General features: G+C 72.1%; 15 protein-coding genes. 7 read left to right on the forward strand and 8 right to left on the reverse strand.

All coding sequences use genetic code 11. The annotated features are described in order from the left end of the window. Nucleotides 1-17: 17 nt before the first annotated feature. Nucleotides 18-452: a hypothetical protein gene (locus AB0K05_RS09995; RefSeq protein WP_148033521.1), complete on the forward strand. Its 435-nt coding sequence runs from the start codon at nucleotides 18-20 to the stop codon at nucleotides 450-452. Here AB0K05_RS09995 and AB0K05_RS10000 read toward each other — a convergent pair. The 8 genes from AB0K05_RS10000 to aceB all read right to left on the reverse strand — a co-directional run bounded on the left by AB0K05_RS10000 (nucleotide 436) and on the right by aceB (nucleotide 9,667). After that, a complete protein-coding gene (locus AB0K05_RS10000) occupies nucleotides 436-2,349 on the reverse strand; it encodes a hypothetical protein (protein ID WP_364228270.1) in 1,914 nt (637 codons plus the stop codon). The two genes, AB0K05_RS09995 and AB0K05_RS10000, sit on opposite strands and share 17 nt — an antisense overlap. Before the next feature lie 60 nt (nucleotides 2,350-2,409). Next, nucleotides 2,410-2,622 (reverse strand): DUF2277 domain-containing protein, encoded by a 213-nt coding sequence (locus tag AB0K05_RS10005; RefSeq protein ID WP_364228272.1) that lies wholly within the window; start codon nucleotides 2,620-2,622, stop codon nucleotides 2,410-2,412. A 3-nt stretch (nucleotides 2,623-2,625) separates the two neighbouring features. Beyond that, nucleotides 2,626-3,363: an IclR family transcriptional regulator gene (locus tag AB0K05_RS10010; RefSeq protein ID WP_187281325.1), complete on the reverse strand. Its 738-nt coding sequence runs from the start codon at nucleotides 3,361-3,363 to the stop codon at nucleotides 2,626-2,628. A gap of 71 nt (nucleotides 3,364-3,434) precedes the next feature. Further along, on the reverse strand, nucleotides 3,435-4,181 hold the full coding sequence (locus AB0K05_RS10015; RefSeq protein WP_364228274.1) for an IclR family transcriptional regulator: 747 nt from the start codon (nucleotides 4,179-4,181) through the stop codon (nucleotides 3,435-3,437). Next, the gene (locus AB0K05_RS10020) at nucleotides 4,178-5,380 is read right to left on the reverse strand and encodes a heterodisulfide reductase-related iron-sulfur binding cluster (protein ID WP_364228276.1); all 1,203 of its coding nucleotides are present in this window, start codon (nucleotides 5,378-5,380) and stop codon (nucleotides 4,178-4,180) included. Before AB0K05_RS10020 ends, AB0K05_RS10015 begins: the two co-directional genes overlap by 4 nt. Then, nucleotides 5,380-6,600, reverse strand: a complete 1,221-nt coding sequence (locus AB0K05_RS10025) for an FAD-binding oxidoreductase (RefSeq protein ID WP_364228278.1) — start codon at nucleotides 6,598-6,600, stop codon at nucleotides 5,380-5,382. The genes AB0K05_RS10020 and AB0K05_RS10025 overlap by 1 nt, the downstream gene beginning before the upstream one ends. Next, a complete protein-coding gene (locus AB0K05_RS10030; RefSeq protein ID WP_148033516.1) occupies nucleotides 6,600-8,039 on the reverse strand; it encodes an FAD-linked oxidase C-terminal domain-containing protein in 1,440 nt (479 codons plus the stop codon). Before AB0K05_RS10030 ends, AB0K05_RS10025 begins: the two co-directional genes overlap by 1 nt. A 50-nt stretch (nucleotides 8,040-8,089) precedes the next feature. Next, a complete protein-coding gene (gene aceB, locus AB0K05_RS10035) occupies nucleotides 8,090-9,667 on the reverse strand; it encodes a malate synthase A (protein ID WP_148033515.1) in 1,578 nt (525 codons plus the stop codon). A 146-nt stretch (nucleotides 9,668-9,813) separates the two neighbouring features. Here aceB and AB0K05_RS10040 point away from each other — a divergent pair, with 146 nt between their 5' ends. From AB0K05_RS10040 to AB0K05_RS10065, 6 genes are all read left to right on the forward strand, one after another. Continuing rightward, a complete protein-coding gene (locus AB0K05_RS10040) occupies nucleotides 9,814-10,518 on the forward strand; it encodes a DUF4097 family beta strand repeat-containing protein (RefSeq protein WP_148033514.1) in 705 nt (234 codons plus the stop codon). Between the two features lie 83 nt (nucleotides 10,519-10,601). Then, nucleotides 10,602-12,014: a GTPase HflX gene (gene hflX / locus AB0K05_RS10045; protein ID WP_148033513.1), complete on the forward strand. Its 1,413-nt coding sequence runs from the start codon at nucleotides 10,602-10,604 to the stop codon at nucleotides 12,012-12,014. 404 nt (nucleotides 12,015-12,418) lie between these two features. Beyond that, nucleotides 12,419-13,627, forward strand: coding sequence for an imidazolonepropionase (gene hutI, locus AB0K05_RS10050; protein ID WP_148033512.1), 1,209 nt, complete (start codon nucleotides 12,419-12,421; stop codon nucleotides 13,625-13,627). A gap of 13 nt (nucleotides 13,628-13,640) precedes the next feature. Then, nucleotides 13,641-14,450: a DegV family protein gene (locus AB0K05_RS10055; protein ID WP_364228282.1), complete on the forward strand. Its 810-nt coding sequence runs from the start codon at nucleotides 13,641-13,643 to the stop codon at nucleotides 14,448-14,450. A 449-nt stretch (nucleotides 14,451-14,899) separates the two neighbouring features. Further along, entirely contained in the window at nucleotides 14,900-15,601 is a 702-nt protein-coding gene (locus AB0K05_RS10060) for a ComEA family DNA-binding protein (protein ID WP_364228284.1), read from the forward strand. 737 nt (nucleotides 15,602-16,338) lie between these two features. Further along, nucleotides 16,339-19,329, forward strand: coding sequence for a ComEC/Rec2 family competence protein (locus tag AB0K05_RS10065; protein ID WP_364228286.1), 2,991 nt, complete (start codon nucleotides 16,339-16,341; stop codon nucleotides 19,327-19,329). Nucleotides 19,330-19,348 lie beyond the last annotated feature (19 nt).

Consider the following 19,348-nt stretch of genomic DNA (forward strand, 5'->3'; position numbering starts at 1 on the left):
GGGGAAAGGTGACGAGGGTGAAGCGACTCGTCCTGGCCTGGGCCGCCGCCGCGGTCGCCGCGACCGGCGCGGCCGTGGCGGTGCTCGGCCTGCTCGGCGGCGCGCTGACCGGCACGTCCGGCCAGGTGATGACGCAGGAGGAGGCCCGTGCCGCCCTGACCAGGGTGACCGCCACCATCCAGCGCCCGTCCCAGAGCCCCGCGCGGACCCCCACCCAGGCGCCCCTGGAGAACGAGGTGATCCGCACCGCGGGCGGCACCGTCATCGCCTCCTGCGCGGGCGGCAAGGTGACGCTGCGCTCGTGGAGCCCCGCCCAGGGCTACTCGGTCGACGGCGTCGAGCCCGGCCCCGACACCGAGGCCAAGGTGGAGTTCGAGCCGGACGACGACGCCGAGGAGGTCGAGGTCAAGGTGGGCTGCGCGGGCGGCCGACCGGTCAAGCTTCCAGACTGAGCGCCTGCGAGGTCAGCTCGGCCTGCTTCCTGATCTGGCCCATGATGATGGGGTTGACCCCCTTGGCCTGGAAGGTCGCGACCATCTTGTCGAGCACCGCCCTGGCCTTGGGCAGGTCGCCCTGCCGCGCCTCCGCCCTGGCCCAGCGGCGCATCACCATGTTGAGCGTGATGTTGTCGATCGTGCCCGCCCCGGCGACCCTGGCGAGCTGCTCGATGCCCTGCTTCGGGTCGGGCGGCCGGATCCGCAGCCGCTTGCCGGCGGTGATGGTCTTGAACTCCCGCTCGGCGTTGAGCCCCTTCACCATCCGGGCGTAGACGGACAGCGGGTGCTGGGCGAACCGGTCGATCATCTCGTCCAGCGCCTCGTTGCCCGGGCGCAGCGCCGGCGAGTCGGAGCCGAGCAGGGAGAACAGCTTGCCCTGGTCCTCGCCCAGCATCAGCTCGGCCACCCGGTGGTCGTCGTCGGTGGCCGGGTAGCGCACCCGTACCAGGCAGGGCGGGGAGACCACGTGCGAGCCGTCGGCGGCGATGTACTGGGCGCGCACCCGGTACTCGCCGGGCTGCTGGAAGTAGTGGCCGTCGCGGCCGTGGCCGATGTAGGCGCTGCGGTACATGGCCGGGTTGCCGGCGTCGAGCCTGATCTCGGGCGAGCGGTCGACGCAGTGGCGCATCATCGGCCGGTAGAGCACGGTCCTGCCGCTCGGCTGGGTGATCGTGACCTGGGTGAACTCAGTGTCGGGGTGGAGGTGGCCGTGGGTGACGCGCGGCTCGCCCGTACAGGAGAGCTTGAGCTCGACCACCACCGGCTCGCCGAACCCGAACGGGTCCTTGGCCCGCAGCTCCAGCGCCAGCCCCGAGTGGTCCTCGATCGGCTGCTCGAACGGGGCCACCTCGGCGGCGCCCGCGCCGAACGCGTTGGCGCCCATGGCGACGTCGCGGAAGAAGCCGTGGCGCACGTGCACCAGCTCCGCGTCGGTGAACTGGAACGGGAACGCCGCCCAGTAGCCCTCCTCGCCGCCCGGCCGGTAGTTCTGCACGTAGTTCATCCAGGAAAGGTCGCCGAAGCCGCCGTGCGGGCCGAGCGGCTGGGGCGGCGTGGCGAGGTTCTTCTGCCAGGAGTGCAGCAGGTTGAAGGCGTGCCCGAGCTCGTGCACGTACGTCCGTAACTGGGCCCGCTGCGCCTCCGGCGAGTCGCCCTTGATCGCGTCGTGGAACACGGCGGCGCCCTGCCGCTGGTGGGCGTCGTCGTAGTCGAACATGATGCCCCGGTAGCCGCCCACGTGCCGGCTGGCCACCAGCAGCCACACCCGCCAGGCCGGAGCGTCGCCGAACTGACTGAACTGCTGGGTCATCGCGTGGTGCAGCTCGGCGTCGTCCCACGCCAGGTCGGCGCCGGAGCCGTCGACCGGGATCACGCCCGGCTCGGTCACGGTCATCCCGACGCCCGCCTCCGCCCAGGCCTCCACCACGTTCAGCTCCCGCGCCGGCGACCCGTCGGGCCCCCGCAGCCTGCCGGTGTGGTACGAGACGAACGGCACGGCTCCGGCCACCGAATCCTGCTCCAGCACGACCTCACGGAAGTGGCGCGAGGTGAACCGGACGGGGTAGTCGCGCCCGGCGACGCGCGCGGTGCCGCCGTCGCCGGTGATCGTGACGCGCACGTCACGGTCCGGCGTGGCGAAGGTGAACTCCCCCCGCCCCTCGGCCCGCGTCTCGTCACCCTCCGCCGTGACGACGGGGGCGTGCAGCACGAAGGACCCGTCGTAGGTGACGGTCGCGCCCGAGGCGGCGAACAGGTCGCCGCTCACCCGGCCCGTCGGCCGGGGCCCGTCGACGTCGACGCGGAGCACCAGCGTCGAGTCACCGTCCTGCCCCTGGTAAAGCCCGCTGATCATGATCGCCCCCTGGAGTCGGTGGGGTTACAACGCGGACACTTCTCCCGACGGGCGGGCGTGTCAACGGGATCCGCGAACTCGCAGCGAGCTCAGCAGCTCCTCGGAGGCCCGGGTGATCGTCTCGACCGCGCGGTCGAACGCCTCGGCGTTGTGCGGGGCCGGGGCGCGGAAGCCGGAGATCTTCCTGACGTACTGCAGCGCCGCCGCCCGCACGTCGTTCTCGGTGACGTCCTCGGTGTACGGGGGGCGCAGGGTCTTGATGCTTCGGCACATGCTTCAACCGTAATAGCCGAGCCGCCGGCTTATCTCCCGCGCGCCCTCGGCCACGGACTCGCCCACCTCAGGCAGCCGCTGCGGAGTCAGCCGGAAGGACGGGCCGGACGCGCTCACGGCGGCCACGACCGCGCCGTCGATGTTCCTGACCGGCGCCGCGACCGCGTTGAGCCCCGGCTCCAGCTCCTCCACCGCGGCCGCCCAGCCGCGCCGGACGATCTCCTCCAGCCCGAGCTGCCGCCGGTCGGTGATGGTCAGCGGGGTGAACCGGCGCAGCTCGTCCGGCACGGCCAGCGCGCCGAACGCCAGCAGCACCTTGCCGCTGGAGGTGGCGTGCGGGGGAGTACGGGCGCCGGCCCAGCTCTGCCCGCTGATCGCGGACGGGCCGCGCACCTGGCTGATGTTGACCACGTCGCCGTCGCGGGCCACCGCGATGTTGACGGTCTCGCCGACCTCCTCGGCCAGCCGCATGCAGACCGGCCTGCTCTCCCTGGCCAGGTCGAGCTGGGCGGTGGCGGCCCCGGCGAGCCGGACCACGCCGACGCCGAGCCGGTAGCGGCCCCGGTCGCCGGTCTGCTCCACCAGCCCGCCCTGCTCCAGGGCGCCGAGCAGCCGGGACGCGGTGGATTTGTGCACCTCCAGCTCCGAGGCGAGGTCCGTCACGCGGGTGGCGCCCTCGCGGGCCAGGATCTCCAGGATGGCGATGGCGCGGTCGACGGACTGCACGGAGCTGTTGCTCATAGCGCAACAGCTTAGTCCGTCCGAGCGCCGAGAGTCGTCGTCACCCTGACGAAAACAGGGCTTCCATGGCGCTATCCGGCGGCCGGGCTCAGCTCCGCGCCGAACGCCTCGGCGATCTTCAGCATGCCGCGGGCCAGCTCGTCGCGGTCCAGGGCGTCGATCCGCTCGGCCGGGCCCGACACCGACATGGCCGCCACCACCCGGTCGCCGTCGCGCACCGGCACGGCAAGGCAGTGCACGCCCAGCTCCTCCTCGCCCAGGTCGAGCGCGTAGCCGCGGTCGCGCACCACGTCGAACTCGGCCAGCATGGGGCCGGTGGCGGTGATCGTGTTGGGCGTCCGCCGCGGCATGCCGGTGCGCTCCAGCAGCGTGACCGCGTCGTGGGCGGCCCGCCACGCCAGCAGCACCTTGCCCACCGCCGTGCTGTGCGGCAGCACCCTCCTGCCGACCTCGGCGAACATCCGCAGCCTGCGCGGCGACGGCACCTGCGCCACGTAGACGATGAAGTCGCCTTCGAGCACCGCCAGGTTGGCCGTCTCGCCCGACAGCTCCACCATCCGCGTCAGGTGCGGCTGCGCCCACACGCCGACCATGCCCTCGGCCACGCCGCCGAGCCGCACCAGCCCGCCGCCCAGCGCGTAGCGGCGATCGGACTCCTGGCGCACGTAGCCGCGCGACAGCAGGGTCTGCAGCAGCCGGTGGATGGTCCCGTACGGCAGCCCGGTGCGGGCGGCGATCTCCGACAGGCTCGCCTCGCCACCCTGCTCGGCCAGCGCCTCCAGCACGTCGAGCGCACGCTCGACCGACTGCACGCTCACAGGGAGACCCCGCGCAGCGACGCGTCCAGCACCTCGGCGGTGTGCGCCACCTTGATCTCCGCTCCCTGGCGGCGCATCGCGGCGGCGATCTGCATGGTGCAGCCGGGGTTGGCCGACACCAGCAGCCCGGCCCCGGTGGAGCCGACGGCCTTGGCCTTGAGGTCGCCGAGGTCGCGGGCCGCCTCGGGCTGGAAGATGTTGTAGGTGCCGGCCGAGCCGCAGCAGATGGCCGAGTCGGGCACCTCGCGCAGCTCCAGCCCGGGGATGCCGCGCAGCAGCTCGCGCGGCTGCGACCGGACGCCCTGGGCGTGCGCCAGGTGGCACGCGTCGTGGTAGGCCACGGTCAGCGGCAGCGGGCGCCGCTCGGCCACCGGGCCCAGCTCGACCAGGTACTCCGACAGGTCCATCACCCGGAAGCCCGGCTCCTCGCCGAGCAGCTCCCCGTACTCCTTCATGGACGAGCCGCACCCGGCGGCGTTGACCACCACGACCTCGACGCCCGCCCTGCGGAAGGCGCGGACCGTGCGGCGGGCCAGCCGCCTGGCCTGGTCCTCGCGCCCGGCGTGCACGCTCAGCGCGCCGCAGCAGCCCTGCCCCGCGGGGATCAGCACGTCGCAGCCCTCCAGCGCGAGCACCCGCGCGGTGGCCGCGTTGACCTGCGGGAAGAACTCGCCCTGCACGCACCCGGTCAGCATGCCGACCACGGCCCGCCGCGGACCTCTGGCCCGCACCAGCCGGGGCAGCCGCTGCCGCCGCCGCACCTCGGGCACCAGCGCCGCCATCGCGCCCAGGCTCGGATGCGCCCGTTCGAGGAACGGCGCCAGCCGCCGGACCAGCCCCGTGCCGGGCCGCGTCAGCCGCAGCCTGCGCGGGTACGGGAACAGCCCGAACACCAGGCCGCGCACCGCCCGCTCCTGGGGGTCGCGCTCGTGCGCCCGCTCGACCTCGGCCCTGGTCTGCTCGATCAGCCGGTCGTAGCGGACCCCGGAAGGGCAGGCGGTCACGCACGCCATGCAGCCCAGGCAGGCGTCGAAGTGGCCGGCCATCTCCGGCGTCACCGGAGTGCCCTCCACGTGCTGCTTCATCAGGTGGATGCGGCCGCGCGGGGAGTCCATCTCCTCGCCCCACAGCACGTACGTGGGGCACGTCGGCAGGCAGAACCCGCAGTGCACGCAGTCGCCGATCAGGTCGGGGTCCATCAGATGCCTCCCACGAACCGGCCGGGAGACATCCTTCGCCCCGGGTCGAACCGTTCCTTCACCCGCCGCATCAGCGGCAGCGCGCCGACGCGCCCCCACCGCTGGACGCTCTCGTACGGGGTCGCGTGCACGACGAGCCGGGCCCCGCAGGGCTCCAGCCGGTCGCGCAGCGCGTCCACCGCGCCGGAGACCTTCTCCTCGTCCTCCTCGCCCCACAGCTCCAGCCAGATCCGGCCGGTCACCGCGGACCCGCGCAGCGAGAAGCCGCTGTAGTGCACCGCGTCGAGCACCTCGGTCAGCGCGGCCGGCGGGAAGCGCACCTCGGCCAGCAGGTCGTCGTCGGCGACCAGCCCCCACTGCGGCGGCGGCTCGTCGCGCACCCCGGTCACCGGCTCGCCCATCCGCTCAGCCAGCGCCCGGGCCCGCTCCTCCGCCGCCGCGCCCTCGACGAGCACGGTCATCCAGATCGGCCCCTGCCCGTGCGGCCAGTCGAGCTCGACGGCGCTCGGCTCCTCCTGGGCGGCGGCCAGCATCGCGGCCAGCTCGCTCACCTGGCACGGCCCGCGCTCCGACACCTGGGGAGGTTCGATCACCGCCACGATCCAGCGCCGGTCGGCGGGCAGCGGGTGGAGCCGGAAGGTGGCCTCGGCGATCACACCTAGCGTGCCGAACGAGCCGGTGAACAGTTTGCCCAGGTCATAACCGGCGACGTTCTTGACGACCTTGCCGCCCGAGCGCGCGACGGTGCCGTCGGGCAGCACGACGGTGATGCCGATAAGCAGGTCGCGGGCCGTGCCATAGCGGAAGGCGCGCGGCCCCGCGACCGCGGCGGCGAGCGTACCACCGATCGTGGTGCCTTCGGTGAACGGAACGTCGAGAGCGAGCTCCTGGCCGCTGCCGGCGAGCGCCGCCGCGAGCGCGTCCATGGTCACTCCGGCCTGGGCGCGCACCACCAGATCGCCGGCCGCGTGCTCGACGATCTCGTTCATGCAGCACAGGTCGAGCAGCACGTCCAGCCGCTCCGGCGGCGGGCCCCAGTGCAGCTTGGTGCCGCCGCCGACGGGCACGACCGCGAGGTCGCGGTCCGCGCAGGCGCGCATCAGGGCCGACACCTCCTCGACCGTCTCGGGCAGCGCCACCCAGCGCGGCGTCACCCCGCACACGGCGTCTTCCGGCCCGGCCTCCCTGACCGTCACCCCGGTCAGATCCTCTGAGAGCATCAGAACTGCTCCGCCTTCCCGGACTCCACCAGCGGGTGCACGCCCTTGCGCACCCCGGGCACCTCGCCGCACAGCCGCGGCGTGGGGAACACCTTGCCGGGGTTCGACAGGCCCCGGGGGTCGAACGCGCACCGTACGAGCTGCATGGTGTCGAGGTCGTCGTCGGTGAACATGCGCGGCATGTATCTCGCCTTGTCGACGCCCACCCCGTGCTCGCCGGTGATGGAGCCGCCGTGTTCGATGCACAGGTCCAGGATCGCGCCCGACACCGTCTCCGCGCGCTCGCCGGCGCCCGGCTCAGTGTCGTCGAACAGCACCAGCGGGTGCAGGTTGCCGTCGCCGGCGTGGAACACGTTCGCCACCCTGATGCGGTGCTCGGCCGACAGCCGGTCGATCTCGGCCAGCACGCGCGGCAGCGCGGTGCGCGGCACCACGCCGTCCTGCACGATGTAGGCCGGGCTGATCCGGCCGACGGCGGCGAACGCCGACTTGCGGCCCTTCCAGATCGCCGCCCGCTCCTCCTGGCCCGCCGCCACCCGCAGCTCGAACGCGCCCGCGCAGATCTCCTTGAGCCGCGCGAACTGGAGCTCGACCTCGGCCGACGGGCCGTCCAGCTCGACGATCAGCACGGCGCCCGCGCCACGCGGGTAGTCGCAGGCCACCGCCGCCTCGGCGGCCTCGATGGCCAGCGCGTCCATCATCTCGATCGCCGCGGGCACGATGCCGGCCCCGATGATGGCCGACACCGCCCTGCCGCCCTGCTCGATGTTCTCGAAGGCGGCCAGCACGGTGGTGACCGACTCGGGCGCGCGGCTCAGCCGTACCGTGATCTTCGTGGCGATGCCGAGGGTGCCCTCCGAGCCGATGAACGCGCCCAGCAGGTCGTAGCCGGGGTCCATCCGGTCCAGCGTCACCAGGTCACCGTCGGGGGTGACGATCTCGCAGGCCTCGACGTGGTTGACGGTGAAGCCGTACTTGAGGCAGTGGGCGCCGCCGGAGTTCTCCGCCACGTTGCCGCCGATCGAGCAGATCTGCTGGCTGGACGGGTCGGGCGCGTAGTAGTAGCCCTGGTCGCGCACCGCCTCGGTGATCGCCAGGTTGGTGACCCCCGGCTCGACGACCGCCCGGCGGTTCGGCAGGTCGACCTCCAGGATGCGGCGCATCCTGGAGGTGACGACGAGCACCCCGTCCTCGCGGGGCAGCGCGCCGCCCGACAGGCCCGTGCCCGAGCCGCGGGCCACGAAGGGCACCGCGAACTCGTTGCACAGCCTGACCACGGACGCCACCTGCTCGGCGGTGTCGGGGAGCACGACCACGCCCGGCGTGGCCCGGTGATAGGTGAGACCGTCACACTCGTAGGTACGCAGCCGGACGGGGTCTGTTATCACCGCGTCGGCGGGCAGCACCTCGCGCAGCGCCGCCGTCAGCGTGTCCAGCATGGCGCCTCCAGCGAACTCGGCCTCCCTATAGTGCAAATATATGGCGGCATCTACGGCATTCGGGCGTATGCCGGAAGCGTCAGGAAATCGGCGAAGTCGTCGTCCAGGGCGACCTCCTTGAACAGCTCCGTCGCCTGCCCGAACAGCTTCTCGTCGTAGCCCGGCTCGGCCGCGATCTTCTCCAGCTCCTCGCCGATGATCCGCTCGACCAGCTCCTTGGTGACCTGGGCCCCGGTGTCGGCGAGGGTGATGTCGTTGTGGATCCACTGCCAGATCTGGGAGCGGGAGATCTCGGCCGTGGCCGCGTCCTCCATCAGGTTGTGGATCGCCACCGCGCCCAGCCCGCCCATCCACGCGGCCAGGTAGCGCAGCGCCACGTCCACGTTGTTGCGCAGCCCCGCCTCGGTGATGTCGCCCGGCGTCTCGGAGACGGCCAGCAGGTCGGCGGCCGTGACGGTGACGTCCTCACGCAGCCGGTCGAGCTGGTTGGGGCGGTCGCCGAGCACGCCGTCGAAGACCTCGCGGCAGATCGGCACCAGGTCGGGGTGCGCCACCCAGGAGCCGTCGAAGCCGTCGCCCGACTCGCGCGTCTTGTCGGCGCGGACCTTCTCCAGCGCGACCGCGTTGACCTCCGGGTCACGCCGCGACGGGATGAACGCCGCCATGCCGCCGATCGCGTGCGCGCCCCGCTTGTGGCAGGTGCGCACCAGCAGCTCGGTGTACGCGCGCATGAACGGGGCGGTCATCGTCACCGCGTTGCGCTCGGGCAGCAGGAACTCGCGGCCCCGGGTGCGGAAGCTCTTGATCACGCTGAACAGGTAGTCCCAGCGGCCCGCGTTGAGCCCCGCCGAGTGGTCGCGCAGCTCGTAGAGGATCTCCTCCATCTCGAACGCGGCCGGGTAGGTCTCGATGAGCACGGTCGCCCTGATCGTGCCGTGCGGGACGCCCAGCAGCTCCTGGGCGCGGGTGAACACGTCGTTCCACAGCCGCGCCTCCAGGTGGGACTCCATCTTCGGCAGGTAGAAGTAAGGGCCGCTGCCCTTGTCGAGCTGCCGCTTCGCGCAGTGGAAGAAGTAGAGGCCGAAGTCGAACAGCGACGCCGACACCGGGTCGCCGTCGACCAGCGCGTGCTTCTCGTCCAGGTGCCAGCCGCGCGGCCGCACCACGATCGTGGCCAGCTCCTCGTCGGGACGGAGCGCGTAGGCCTTGCCGCCGGACTCGAAGTCGATCGTACGGTCGAGCGCCTCGCGCAGGTTGAGCTGGCCGAGCACGCAGTTCTCCCAGAGCGGGGAGTTGGCGTCCTCGAAGTCGGCCAGCCACACCTTGGCGCCCGAGTTGAGGGCGTTGATGGTCATCTTGCGGTCGACCGGCCCGGTGATCTCGACCCGCCGGTCCTCCAGGCCGGGCGCGGGCGGCGCGACCCGCCAGTCGCCCTCCCTGATCTCCTTGGTCTCCGGCAGGAAGTCGAGCGTGCCGCCCGCCGCCAGCTCGCGCTGCCTGGCCTGGCGGGCCTCCAGCAGCTCCAGCCGCCTGCCGCCGAACTCCCGCTGCAGTGTCGTCAGGAACGAGAGCGCCTCGGGCGTGAGGACCTCGTCGAACCGGTCGAGCATCGGGCCGGTGATCTCCATGGTGCGATCTCTTTCCGCTTCGTGGAAAACTGCTTCTGGATTATGGAAGGGAAGCTACGCCATCCGGGTTCCGAGGGTCAAAGCCGGGGGTGCCTTCGGGGGCATCCCCGATGCGTGGGGGTGCCACGCGCGGAAGGATCGTGGGCATGAAGAGACTTGTGATCGCGGGTGGCCTCCTGGCCTCGGCCGCGTTGCTGACCGGCGGTCTGACGGGATGCGGCCTGACGGGCATCGCCGGGCCCACCGAGCAGGACTCCGTGTCGTACGAGGTCGCGGAGAAGGTCACGAAGCTGGAGGTGCACAACGGCTCCGGCGACACCGAGATCACCGAGACCGACCGCCGCACGGTGAAGGTCGACGAGACCATCCAGTGGCGCGGCGAGAAGCCGACGACCGAGCACACGGTCAACGGCGACACGCTTGTGATCAAGTACGACTGCCCGAGGCTGGTCGCCGGCAACTGCGGCGTCAACTACAAGATCGAGGTGCCGAAGGGCCTCCAGGTCACCACCGAGGCCGGCTCCGGCGACATCACGCTCAGGGCGCTGTCGGGGCCGCTCACCGTGAGCTCCGGCTCCGGCACGGTCGACGCCTCCGGCCTGACGGGCAAGACGGTCGTCGCCGAGCTGGGCTCGGGCGACATCGAGCTCGAGTACGCGGCCGCGCCGGACAGCGCCGAGGTGGAGACGGGCTCGGGGAGCGTCATCCTGCGCGTCCCCGACGAGGGTTACGACGTGAGCACCGACGTCGGCAGCGGCGACGCCACGGTCTCGGTCCGCGACGAGCAGAACGCGCCTCGCAAGATCAAGGTCAGCGCCGGATCGGGCGACGTCAGCGTGTTGCCGCAATAATCAGGTGTTGGCGGTGAGGATGTCGTGCCACGATCGGGGAAGACACCGAGGTGTCCAGACGTTTCCTATTAGAGATGACACGAATGCACGAAAACCCCGCGATCGAAGAGTACGAGACCGGCGAGATGGACCTCGAGGAGCGCCAGGCGCTACGGCGCGTCGCAGGCCTCTCCACTGAACTTCAAGACATTTCCGAGGTCGAGTACCGGCAGCTGCGACTCGAGCGGGTCGTCCTGGTCGGGGTCTGGACCTCGGGCACGGTCGAGGACGCGGAGAACTCGCTCCAGGAGCTGAAGCTCCTGGCCGAGACCGCGGGTTCCCAGGTCCTCGAAGGCCTGATCCAGCGCCGCAAGTTCGCCGACCCCTCCACCTACATCGGCTCCGGCAAGGCGCTGGAGCTGCGTGACGTGGTCGAGTCGACCGGCGCCGACACGGTGATCTGCGACGGCGAGCTGAGCCCTGGCCAGCTCCGCCAGCTCGAAGACATCGTCAAGGTGAAGGTCATCGACCGTACGGCGCTGATCCTCGACATCTTCGCCCAGCACGCGAAGAGCCGGGAGGGCAAGGCCCAGGTCGAGCTCGCCCAGCTCCAGTACCTCCTGCCGCGCCTGCGCGGCTGGGGCGGCAACCTGTCCCGCCAGGTCGGCGGCCGGGCGGCCGGCGGCATCGGCATCGGCGGCCGCGGCCCCGGTGAGACCAAGATCGAGCTGGACCGCCGCCGCATCCGCGAGCGGATGTCCAAGCTGCGCCGCCAGATCAAGGGCATGTCCACCTCCCGCGACACCATGCGCCAGCGCCGCCAGCAGCGCGAGGTGCCCGCGGTCGCCATCGCCGGCTACACCAACGCGGGCAAGTCCTCGCTGCTCAACCGGATCACCGGAGCGGGCGTGCTGGTGGAGGACGCGCTGTTCGCCACCCTCGACCCGACCGTGCGCCGCTCGCGCACGCCCGAGGGCAGGCTGTTCACGATCGCCGACACCGTCGGGTTCGTCCGCCACCTGCCGACCCAGCTCGTCGAGGCGTTCCGGTCGACGCTGGAGGAGGTCGGCGACGCCGACCTGATCCTCCACGTGGTCGACGGCTCGCACCCCGACCCCGAGGGCCAGCTCGCCGCCGTGCGCGAGGTCTTCGGGACCATCGAGGGCGCGTCCGACCTGCCGGAGATCGTGGTGATCAACAAGGCCGACGCGGCCGACCAGGAGGTGCTCGACCGCCTGACGCGACGCGAGCGCGACAGCGTCGTGGTGTCCGCCCGCACCGGCGCCGGCATCCCCGAGCTGCTGGCCCTCATCGAGCGCAGCCTGCCGCGGCTCGACCACGAGGTCGCGCTGCTCGTCCCGTACGACCGGGGCGACCTGATCTCGCGGGCCCACAAGGAGGGCGAGGTGCTCTCGGTGGACCACGTCGAGGAGGGCACCATCCTGCACGCCCGCGTGCTGCCGAGCCTCTACCAGGAGCTGATGCGCGTAGGCAAGCCGGTCGAACGAGTCTCTTAACGGCACGCGAGGGCAGCTCTGGTCACAAAGTGGCCAGGGCTGCCCAAACGCGGCAGTGGTCCCGCAACGCTGGGATTGCTAGGATTAGCCGAGCCTTTCGGCTTAATGACACGGGTTAAGGGATGACGGCTGCTGCGCACGATGGAGCACGCGGGGGCCTGTGGTTGAGGGTGTGGCGTCTGGGATGAGTGGGCTTTCTTCCGGATAACCCTGTACAGCAAGCCCGCTTGTGAAATAACGTAACTGAACTGAAATCGCCGGATCATGAGTCCGGCGATACGGTCACCGCTACAGCATTGCGGATGAGAGCAGGAGACCCCCATGTCGTCCGGACCCGGAGCGGACTCAGTGGGCGCGGCGGAGGCCGTGCGCTGCGTGCTGCTCCCGCGTGGGGCGGTGATGCGGTGACCGTTCGGTTGCTGACCAACATCGGCCGCCTGTGGACCGGCAACGAGGTCCTCAGCAACGCCGCCATCCTCGTGCACAACGACCGCATCGCGTGGGTCGGCCGGGCGCCTGACCTGCCGCAGAGCGTCCCCGGCGTCGTCGACGACATCGTCGACGTCGACCACGTCGAAAACCTGAGCGGCGCGCTCGTCACCCCAGGCCTCATCGACGCCCACACCCACCCCGTCTACGCCGGCAACCGCTACGCCGAGCTGGCCATCCGCACCGGCGGCTCGACCTCCGCGTCGATCACCGCCGCGGGCGGCGGCGTGGGCTCGACCGTCACCGTGACGCGCGGCACCGACCCGTGGACGCTCTGCAACGGCGTGCGCGAGCGGCTGCGCGGCTGGCTGCTCAACGGCACCACCACCGTCGAGGCCAAGACCGGCTACCACCTCACCCGCGACGGCGAGCTGGCCGACGTACGGCTCCTGCGCGAGCTGGAGAAGGAGCCGATGATGCCGCGGGTGCACGTCACCTTCCTCGCGGCGCACGTCGTGCCTCCCGAATACTTCGGCCGCCAGCGTGAATACGTCGAGGCCGTGGGCGCCTGGTGCGCCGACGCGGCCGCGGCCGGCGCCGACAGCGTCGACGTCTACTGCGACGAGGGCCACTTCACCACCGAGGAGTCCCGCTGGGTGCTCGCCTCGGGCCGCAACGTCGGCCTGCTGCCGCGCATCCACGCCGGCCTCTTCAGCCGCCGCGGCGCCGTGCAGCTCGCCGCCGAGCTCGGCTGCGCCTCCGCCGACGGCCTGCACCACATGTCCGAAGAGGACATCGCGATCATGTCCCGCTACGGGGTGCCCGCCGTCGTCTGCCCCGCCACCGCCCTCCAGCGCGGCCACCTGCCGCCGGTCCGCCAGATGATCAAGCACGGCGTGCAGATCGCGCTCGGCAGCGACCACAACCCCGGCTACTGCGGCATCACCTCGATGTCGCTGGTCATCGCGATGGCGGTGTCGGCGTTCGGGATGAGCGTCAACGACGCGCTGCGCGCGGCGACGCTGGGCGGCGCGACCGTCCTCGGCGCTCCCGACCGAGGGGTGCTGCAGCCGGGACGCCTCGCCGACATCGTCCAGTGGGACGCCGACCACGAGGGCGCCTTCGCCTGGTCCTTCGGCCTCAAGCCGCGCCGCGTCTGGCGGGGTGGGACGCCGGTTCAGTAGTTAAAGTCGGGGTATGCCGCCCGCTGTCGCCGTAGTCACGGATTCCACCGCTTACTTGCCTGAGGTGCCGGGCGTCGCTGTTGTCCCCGTACAGGTGATTTCCGGTGATCAGTCCTGGGATGAGCCCGAGTTCGCCGGAAATTTCGCCACAGCAACCACTTCGCGGCCCGCGCCGGAGCGCTTCGCGTCCTGCTACGCCGCGCTCGCCGCGCGAGGCGCGGCGAGCGCCGTGTCCATCCACCTGTCGGGAGACCTGTCCGGCACGGTGGAGGCGGCCAGGACGGCGGCACGCGAGGCGCCGCTGCCGGTTACGGTCGTGGACAGCCGCTCGATCGGGATGGGTGTCGGCTTCCCCGTCCTGGCGGCGGCCCGCGCCGCCGAGGCGGGGGAGTCCCTGGACTCGGTGGCGGCTGCGGCCACCCGGTGCGCCGCCCGCACGCGGACCTTCTTCTACGTCGACACGCTGGACCACATGCGCCGTGGCGGCCGGATCGGCGCGGCGGCCTCGCTGCTGGGCTCGGCCCTCATGATCAAGCCTCTGCTGCACCTGACGGACGGGCGCATCGCCCTGCTGGAGAAGGTCCGCACCTCGGCCCGCGCCCTCACGCGCCTGGAGGACCTGGCGGTGGAGGAGGCGGGCGACGAGCCGGTCGAGATCGCCGTCCAGCACCTGGCCGCCCCTGACCGCGCCGAGTCCCTCGCCGCCAACCTGGCCAAGCGGGTGCGCGGGCCGGTGGGGATCCGGGTGGTGGAGGTGGGCGCGGTGATCGGGGTCCACGTGGGGCCGGGCATGCTGGGCATCACGATCTCTCCGACGTCGTAGCCGGGGGTGGTCGTGTCGAGGGCTTGGGAGGGTTTGTCGCGACGGGGAGGTTCGCGCGGGACCGGGGGGTCCAAGACTTTTCGGGAACCCGGGGGTTGGCTCTGTGCCTAGCTTGATTTCTCGAGTGCGGCTTTTGGGAACCTGAGGCGCTGGTACCGCTCCCAGCCTGTCGTCTTGGGTGCGGCTTTTCGTGACCCCGGGGCGCCGACGCCATGCCCACTTGACGTCACGGGTGTGGCGGTCGAGGGCTTTTCCGGAACCCTGGGGCGCCAGCGCCGCGCCCTGCTTGATGTCCAGGGTGCGGCTTTTCGGAACCCCTCGGGTCGGCCGCCGTACCGGGTGTCTTCCTTCCGCTGGGCTCGCCGTAGGGCCTGTGAACAAGGCGTCGTTGTCCACAGAACCTCGCTCGGGACGTGTCGGGCACCGGGCTGCCCCGTACCTTTCCGGCCGTGCGCGCCCAAGATTCGACGTCCGAGCGGACCATCGCCGAGTCCCGGCTCCGTTCTCTCACCGGTTCCGAGCGTGCCCCGTTCTCCGCCGGGGTGCCCGAGTCCTTCGAGGCCTTCCGGGCCGCCGCTCCCGCCCTGGACCCCGGGCGGCCCGGCCTGCGTGTCCTGCTGGCCCTCGGCGCCGCGGCGGTCCTGGTGGCGGGCTTCCTCCTCTGGCGCGCCCAGCCGGTCCCCGAGCCCCTGCCCGACCCGGCTCCACTTTCCAGCGCGGCGCCCGCCACCACCCCGACGACCAAGGTGACCGTCCACGTCGCCGGCAAGGTCCGTGAGCCGGGCGTCTACCCCCTGCCTACCGGCTCCCGCGTGCAGGACGCGATCACCGCCGCCGGAGGCATCCGCCGGGGCGCCCCTCTGGGCACTCTCAACCTGGCCAGACGCCTCGTTGACGGTGAGCAGATCATGGTCGGCGCCCCCGCGGCTGAGCCGGGCTCCGCCGCCGCACCCGAAGCCGCCGTCATCGACCTCAACGCCGCCACCCTGGACCAGCTCGAACAACTCCCCGGCGTGGGCGAGGTCCTGGCCTCCCGCATCGTCGACTTCCGCACCAGCCACGGTGGCTTCACCAGCGTCGACCAACTCCGCGAGGTCAGCGGCATCGGTACCCGGCGGTTCGAGGAGATCAAGCCGAAGGTCCGCATCTGATGCCGATCCCGATCCGTCCCTCAGCCACCACCACCCAGACCCCCAACGATCGTGTCGACGCCGCACCCGGCAGCGGCAGAGCGGAGGGCGGCGAAAGCAGCAGGCCCGCATTCAGCGGCGGGAAGTCCAGCGTCGGGACGTTCGACGGCGGGAAGTCCAGCACTCCGACTCCCAACGAGAACGATCGTGTTGACGCCCCGCCTGGCAGCGGCAGGGCGGAAGGTGGCGAAGGCAGCAGGCCCGGATCCGGCGGCGGGAAGTCCACCGTCGGGAGCTTCGGCGGCGGAAGGTTCGGCGGCGCAAAGTCCAGCGTCGGGGGGTTCGACGGCGGAAGGTTCGGTGGCGCGAGGGGCGGCGGCGAGAAGTCCAGCGTCGGGAGGTTCAGTGGCGGGGCATTCGGTGGCGCGAAGTTCGACCGCAGGAAGCCCGCCGTCGGAAAGTTCGGTGGCCGGACGTTCGGCCGCAGGAAGTCCACTCTGGGGGAGTTCGGTGGTGGAAGATCCGGCGTCAGAAGGATCGGTGCTGGGGGGCTCGGCGTCGGGAGGTCCGGTGGCGGAAGAACCGGCCTCGGGAAGCCTGGTGCGGCGAGGTTCGGGGTCAGGAAGTTTGGTGGGGCGAGGTTCAGGGTCGGGAAGATCGGTGGGGCGAGGTTCGGCGGCAGCGAAGGTGGCGGGGCGGCGGGTCACGAGCGGGCGTCGAGCCGTGGTGAGGGTGGCGGGGGCCACTTCTGGCCGCTCGTGATCCCGGCGGCCGCCGCGTGGGCCACCGCTCTCGTTCTCCTCGGCTGCCCCGTCCAGGTCGCCGTCCTCACGTGCCTTCTCGCGGCGGCCGGCTCGCCGGTGGCCTGGCGGTTCGCGCGGAGCACGGCCCGCCGCAACACCATGGTCGCGGTGCTGATCAGCGTCGCAGCCACCAGCGGTTCGATCGCGCTCCGCCTGCACGCCATCACCACCGGCCCCGTCGCCGAGCTGGCCGCCGAGGGCGCGTCCATCACCGCCGAGATCACCCTCACCGACGATCCCAAGGTCAGGCGCCCCAAGCCTGGCCTGTTCCAGCGGGACAGCATCGTCGTCGAGGCCAACCTGGAGATCCTCCGCACCGGCACCCGCCGCATCTCCGTCCACACCCCGATCGTGGTCTTCGCCAACGGCGCGGAATGGCGACCGCTCCTCCCGAGCCAGCGTCTCCACGTCAGGGGCCGCCTCGCCGAGCCCACCTCGCCCGGCCTCGTCGCCGCCATCCTCCTGGTACGAGACCCGCCCGAGATCCTCACGCCCCCTTCGCCCGTCCACACGGTGGCAGGCGAGTTCCGCAGCGGCCTGCGTGAGGCGGCCGGCGTCCTCCCGCCTGACCAGCGTGGCCTCCTCCCGGCCCTGGTGGTCGGCGACGTCTCGCGGCTGGACCCCCAGGTCGACGAGGATCTCAGGGAAGCGGGCCTGAGCCACCTCAACGCCGTGAGCGGCGCCAACCTGGCGATCGTCGCGAGTGCCGCCCTCGGCCTCTGCCGGCTGGCCGGGCTACCCCTCGCCCCCAGAGCCGCCTTCGCCGCCCTTGCCATGATCGCCTTCGCCATCGTGGCCCGGCCGTCCCCCAGCGTCCTGCGCGCCCTCCTGATGGGTCTGGTGGCCGCTTTGGCCCTGGGCACCGGCCGGGCCAAGGACGGCGTCGCCGCACTGTCCGCCGCCGTCCTGCTGCTCATCCTGTTCGTCCCCGACCTGGCCCGCTCCTACGGCTTCGCCCTCTCGGTGACGGCCACAGCCGGCATCCTCCTCCTGGCCCCTCGCTGGCGCACCCGCCTCACCGGCGACCCCACCGCACATCCCCCTCCCACCGCCCCAGGCCCAGCAACCCACGCGCCTGCGGCCCGTCCCGTCTCCGGGTCGGGCAGGAAAGCGTGCCCAGCCCCGGAGCCGGAAGACTCCATGCGTCTGGCGCATCCCGGTTCAGGGCTGGGCCGGGACGCGAGGTCGTGGGACTTCCTGGCTGCGGCGAGTTCGGGTTCTGGGGTGGGCGGGGGTGGAAGTGCCCGCGTGAGACCGGAGGGCTTCGCGTCTGGGGCGCGTCCCGGTTGTGGGGTGGGTCGGGAGGCGGAGTCGAAGGGCTTCACGTCTGCGGCGCGTTCCGGTTCTGGGGCGGGTCGGGAGGCGGCGTTGGGGGACTTCTCGGCTGCGGCTAGCCCTGGTTCTGGGGTGAGTGGGGGTGGAAGTCCGCCGACGAGGCTGGAGGGCTTCGCGTCTGGGGCGCGTCCCGGTTGTGGGGTGGGTCGGGAAGCGGAGGCGAAGGGCTTCGCGCCTGGGGCGCGTCCCGGTTCTGGAGTGGGCGGAGAGGCGGGGGCGGGGGAGTTCTCTGCTGCGGTGAGTCGGGGTCCTGGGTTGAGGGGGTTCGAGCCTGGGGTGGGTTCTGGTTTTGGGGTGGGTGGGGGAGAGAAGGCGGTGGGGTTGGCGCGTCCCGGTGACTCCTGTCCGCGGTCTGTGGTGGAACGACGGGCGGTGGGGCGGCGCCGGGTGCGGTGGCCTCGGTGGGCGGCGGAGGCGGTGGTGGTGACCGCTGCGGCGCAGGCTGCCGTCACCCCCGTGCTGGTGCTCATGTCGGGTCAGATCAGCCTGGTGGCGGTGCCGGCCAACCTGCTGGCGGGGCCGGCTGTGGCGCCCGCGACCCTGCTGGGGTTCGTGGCGGCGCTGATCGCGCCGTTCTGGCCGGAGGCGGCGCAGGCGCTGGTGGTTCCGGCAGGGTACGCGGTCGGCTGGATCATCGTGGTCTCCCGGTGGGCGGTCGGCATCCCGCTGGCCAGCGTGCCCTGGCCGCAGGGGATCGCGGGGCTCGGGTTGCTGGCGGCCGCCGCCGCCGTGGCGGTGGTGCTGCTGAGGCGGCGGGCGGGGCGGGCCGTCTTGCTGGCCGTCGCGGCCGGGGTTCTGATCGCGGTGCTCGTGATCAGGCCCATCGCCACGCCCTGGCCGCCCAGAGGATGGCTAATGGTGATGTGCGACGTCGGCCAGGGCGACGGGCTGGTCATCGCGGCCGGTCCCGGCCAAGGTGTGGTCGTCGACGCCGGCCCCGACCCGGCCGTCATGGACCGGTGCCTGCGGCGGCTCGGCGTTCGGGACGTGCCCCTGGTGATCCTCACGCACCCGCACGGCGACCACGTCAACGGCCTGGCAGGCGTGCAGCGTGATCGGCGGGTGGGAGCGGTCATCACCAGCCCGCACCGCGCGTCCGCGCCGCAGAGCGCCCGTCTCAGCGCCGGCCTGGCGCGCCGCCGTATCCCCGAGCACACCGCGCAGCCGGGCACCCGGTGGCGGCTCGGCCCGTCCGAGTTGACCGTGCTCGCGCCCGAGTCAGCGGCGGCGGACGGGCCGGGGGAGGGCAGTGCCGCCAACAACGCGAGCATCGTCCTGCACGTCCGCTGGCGCGCGGGGTCGGCGTTGCTGAGCGGCGACATCGAGTCGGAGGCCCAGCACCGGCTCCTGCGTGACTCCCTGCCGAGGGCCGACATCTTCAAGGTCCCGCATCACGGATCGCCTCGGCAGGTCCCGGCCTTCTTCGCGGCGGTTCAGGCCCGTGCGGCACTGGTCAGCGTGGGAGCCGGCAACGGCTACGGCCACCCCGCCCCGTCCACCCTCAGCCTGCTGAACCGTATGGGCGCCCGCGTCTACCGTACGGACAAGTCGGGCGATGTCGCGATCGTCGACCAGGAAGGAGCCCTCGCGGTGGTATCGCGCGGACGCTGACCGCCCCAGAGCGGAACCG

This window comes from Nonomuraea sp. NPDC049486 (genome assembly GCF_040676925.1).
GTDB classification, from domain to species: Bacteria; Actinomycetota; Actinomycetes; order Streptosporangiales; family Streptosporangiaceae; genus Nonomuraea; species Nonomuraea ferruginea.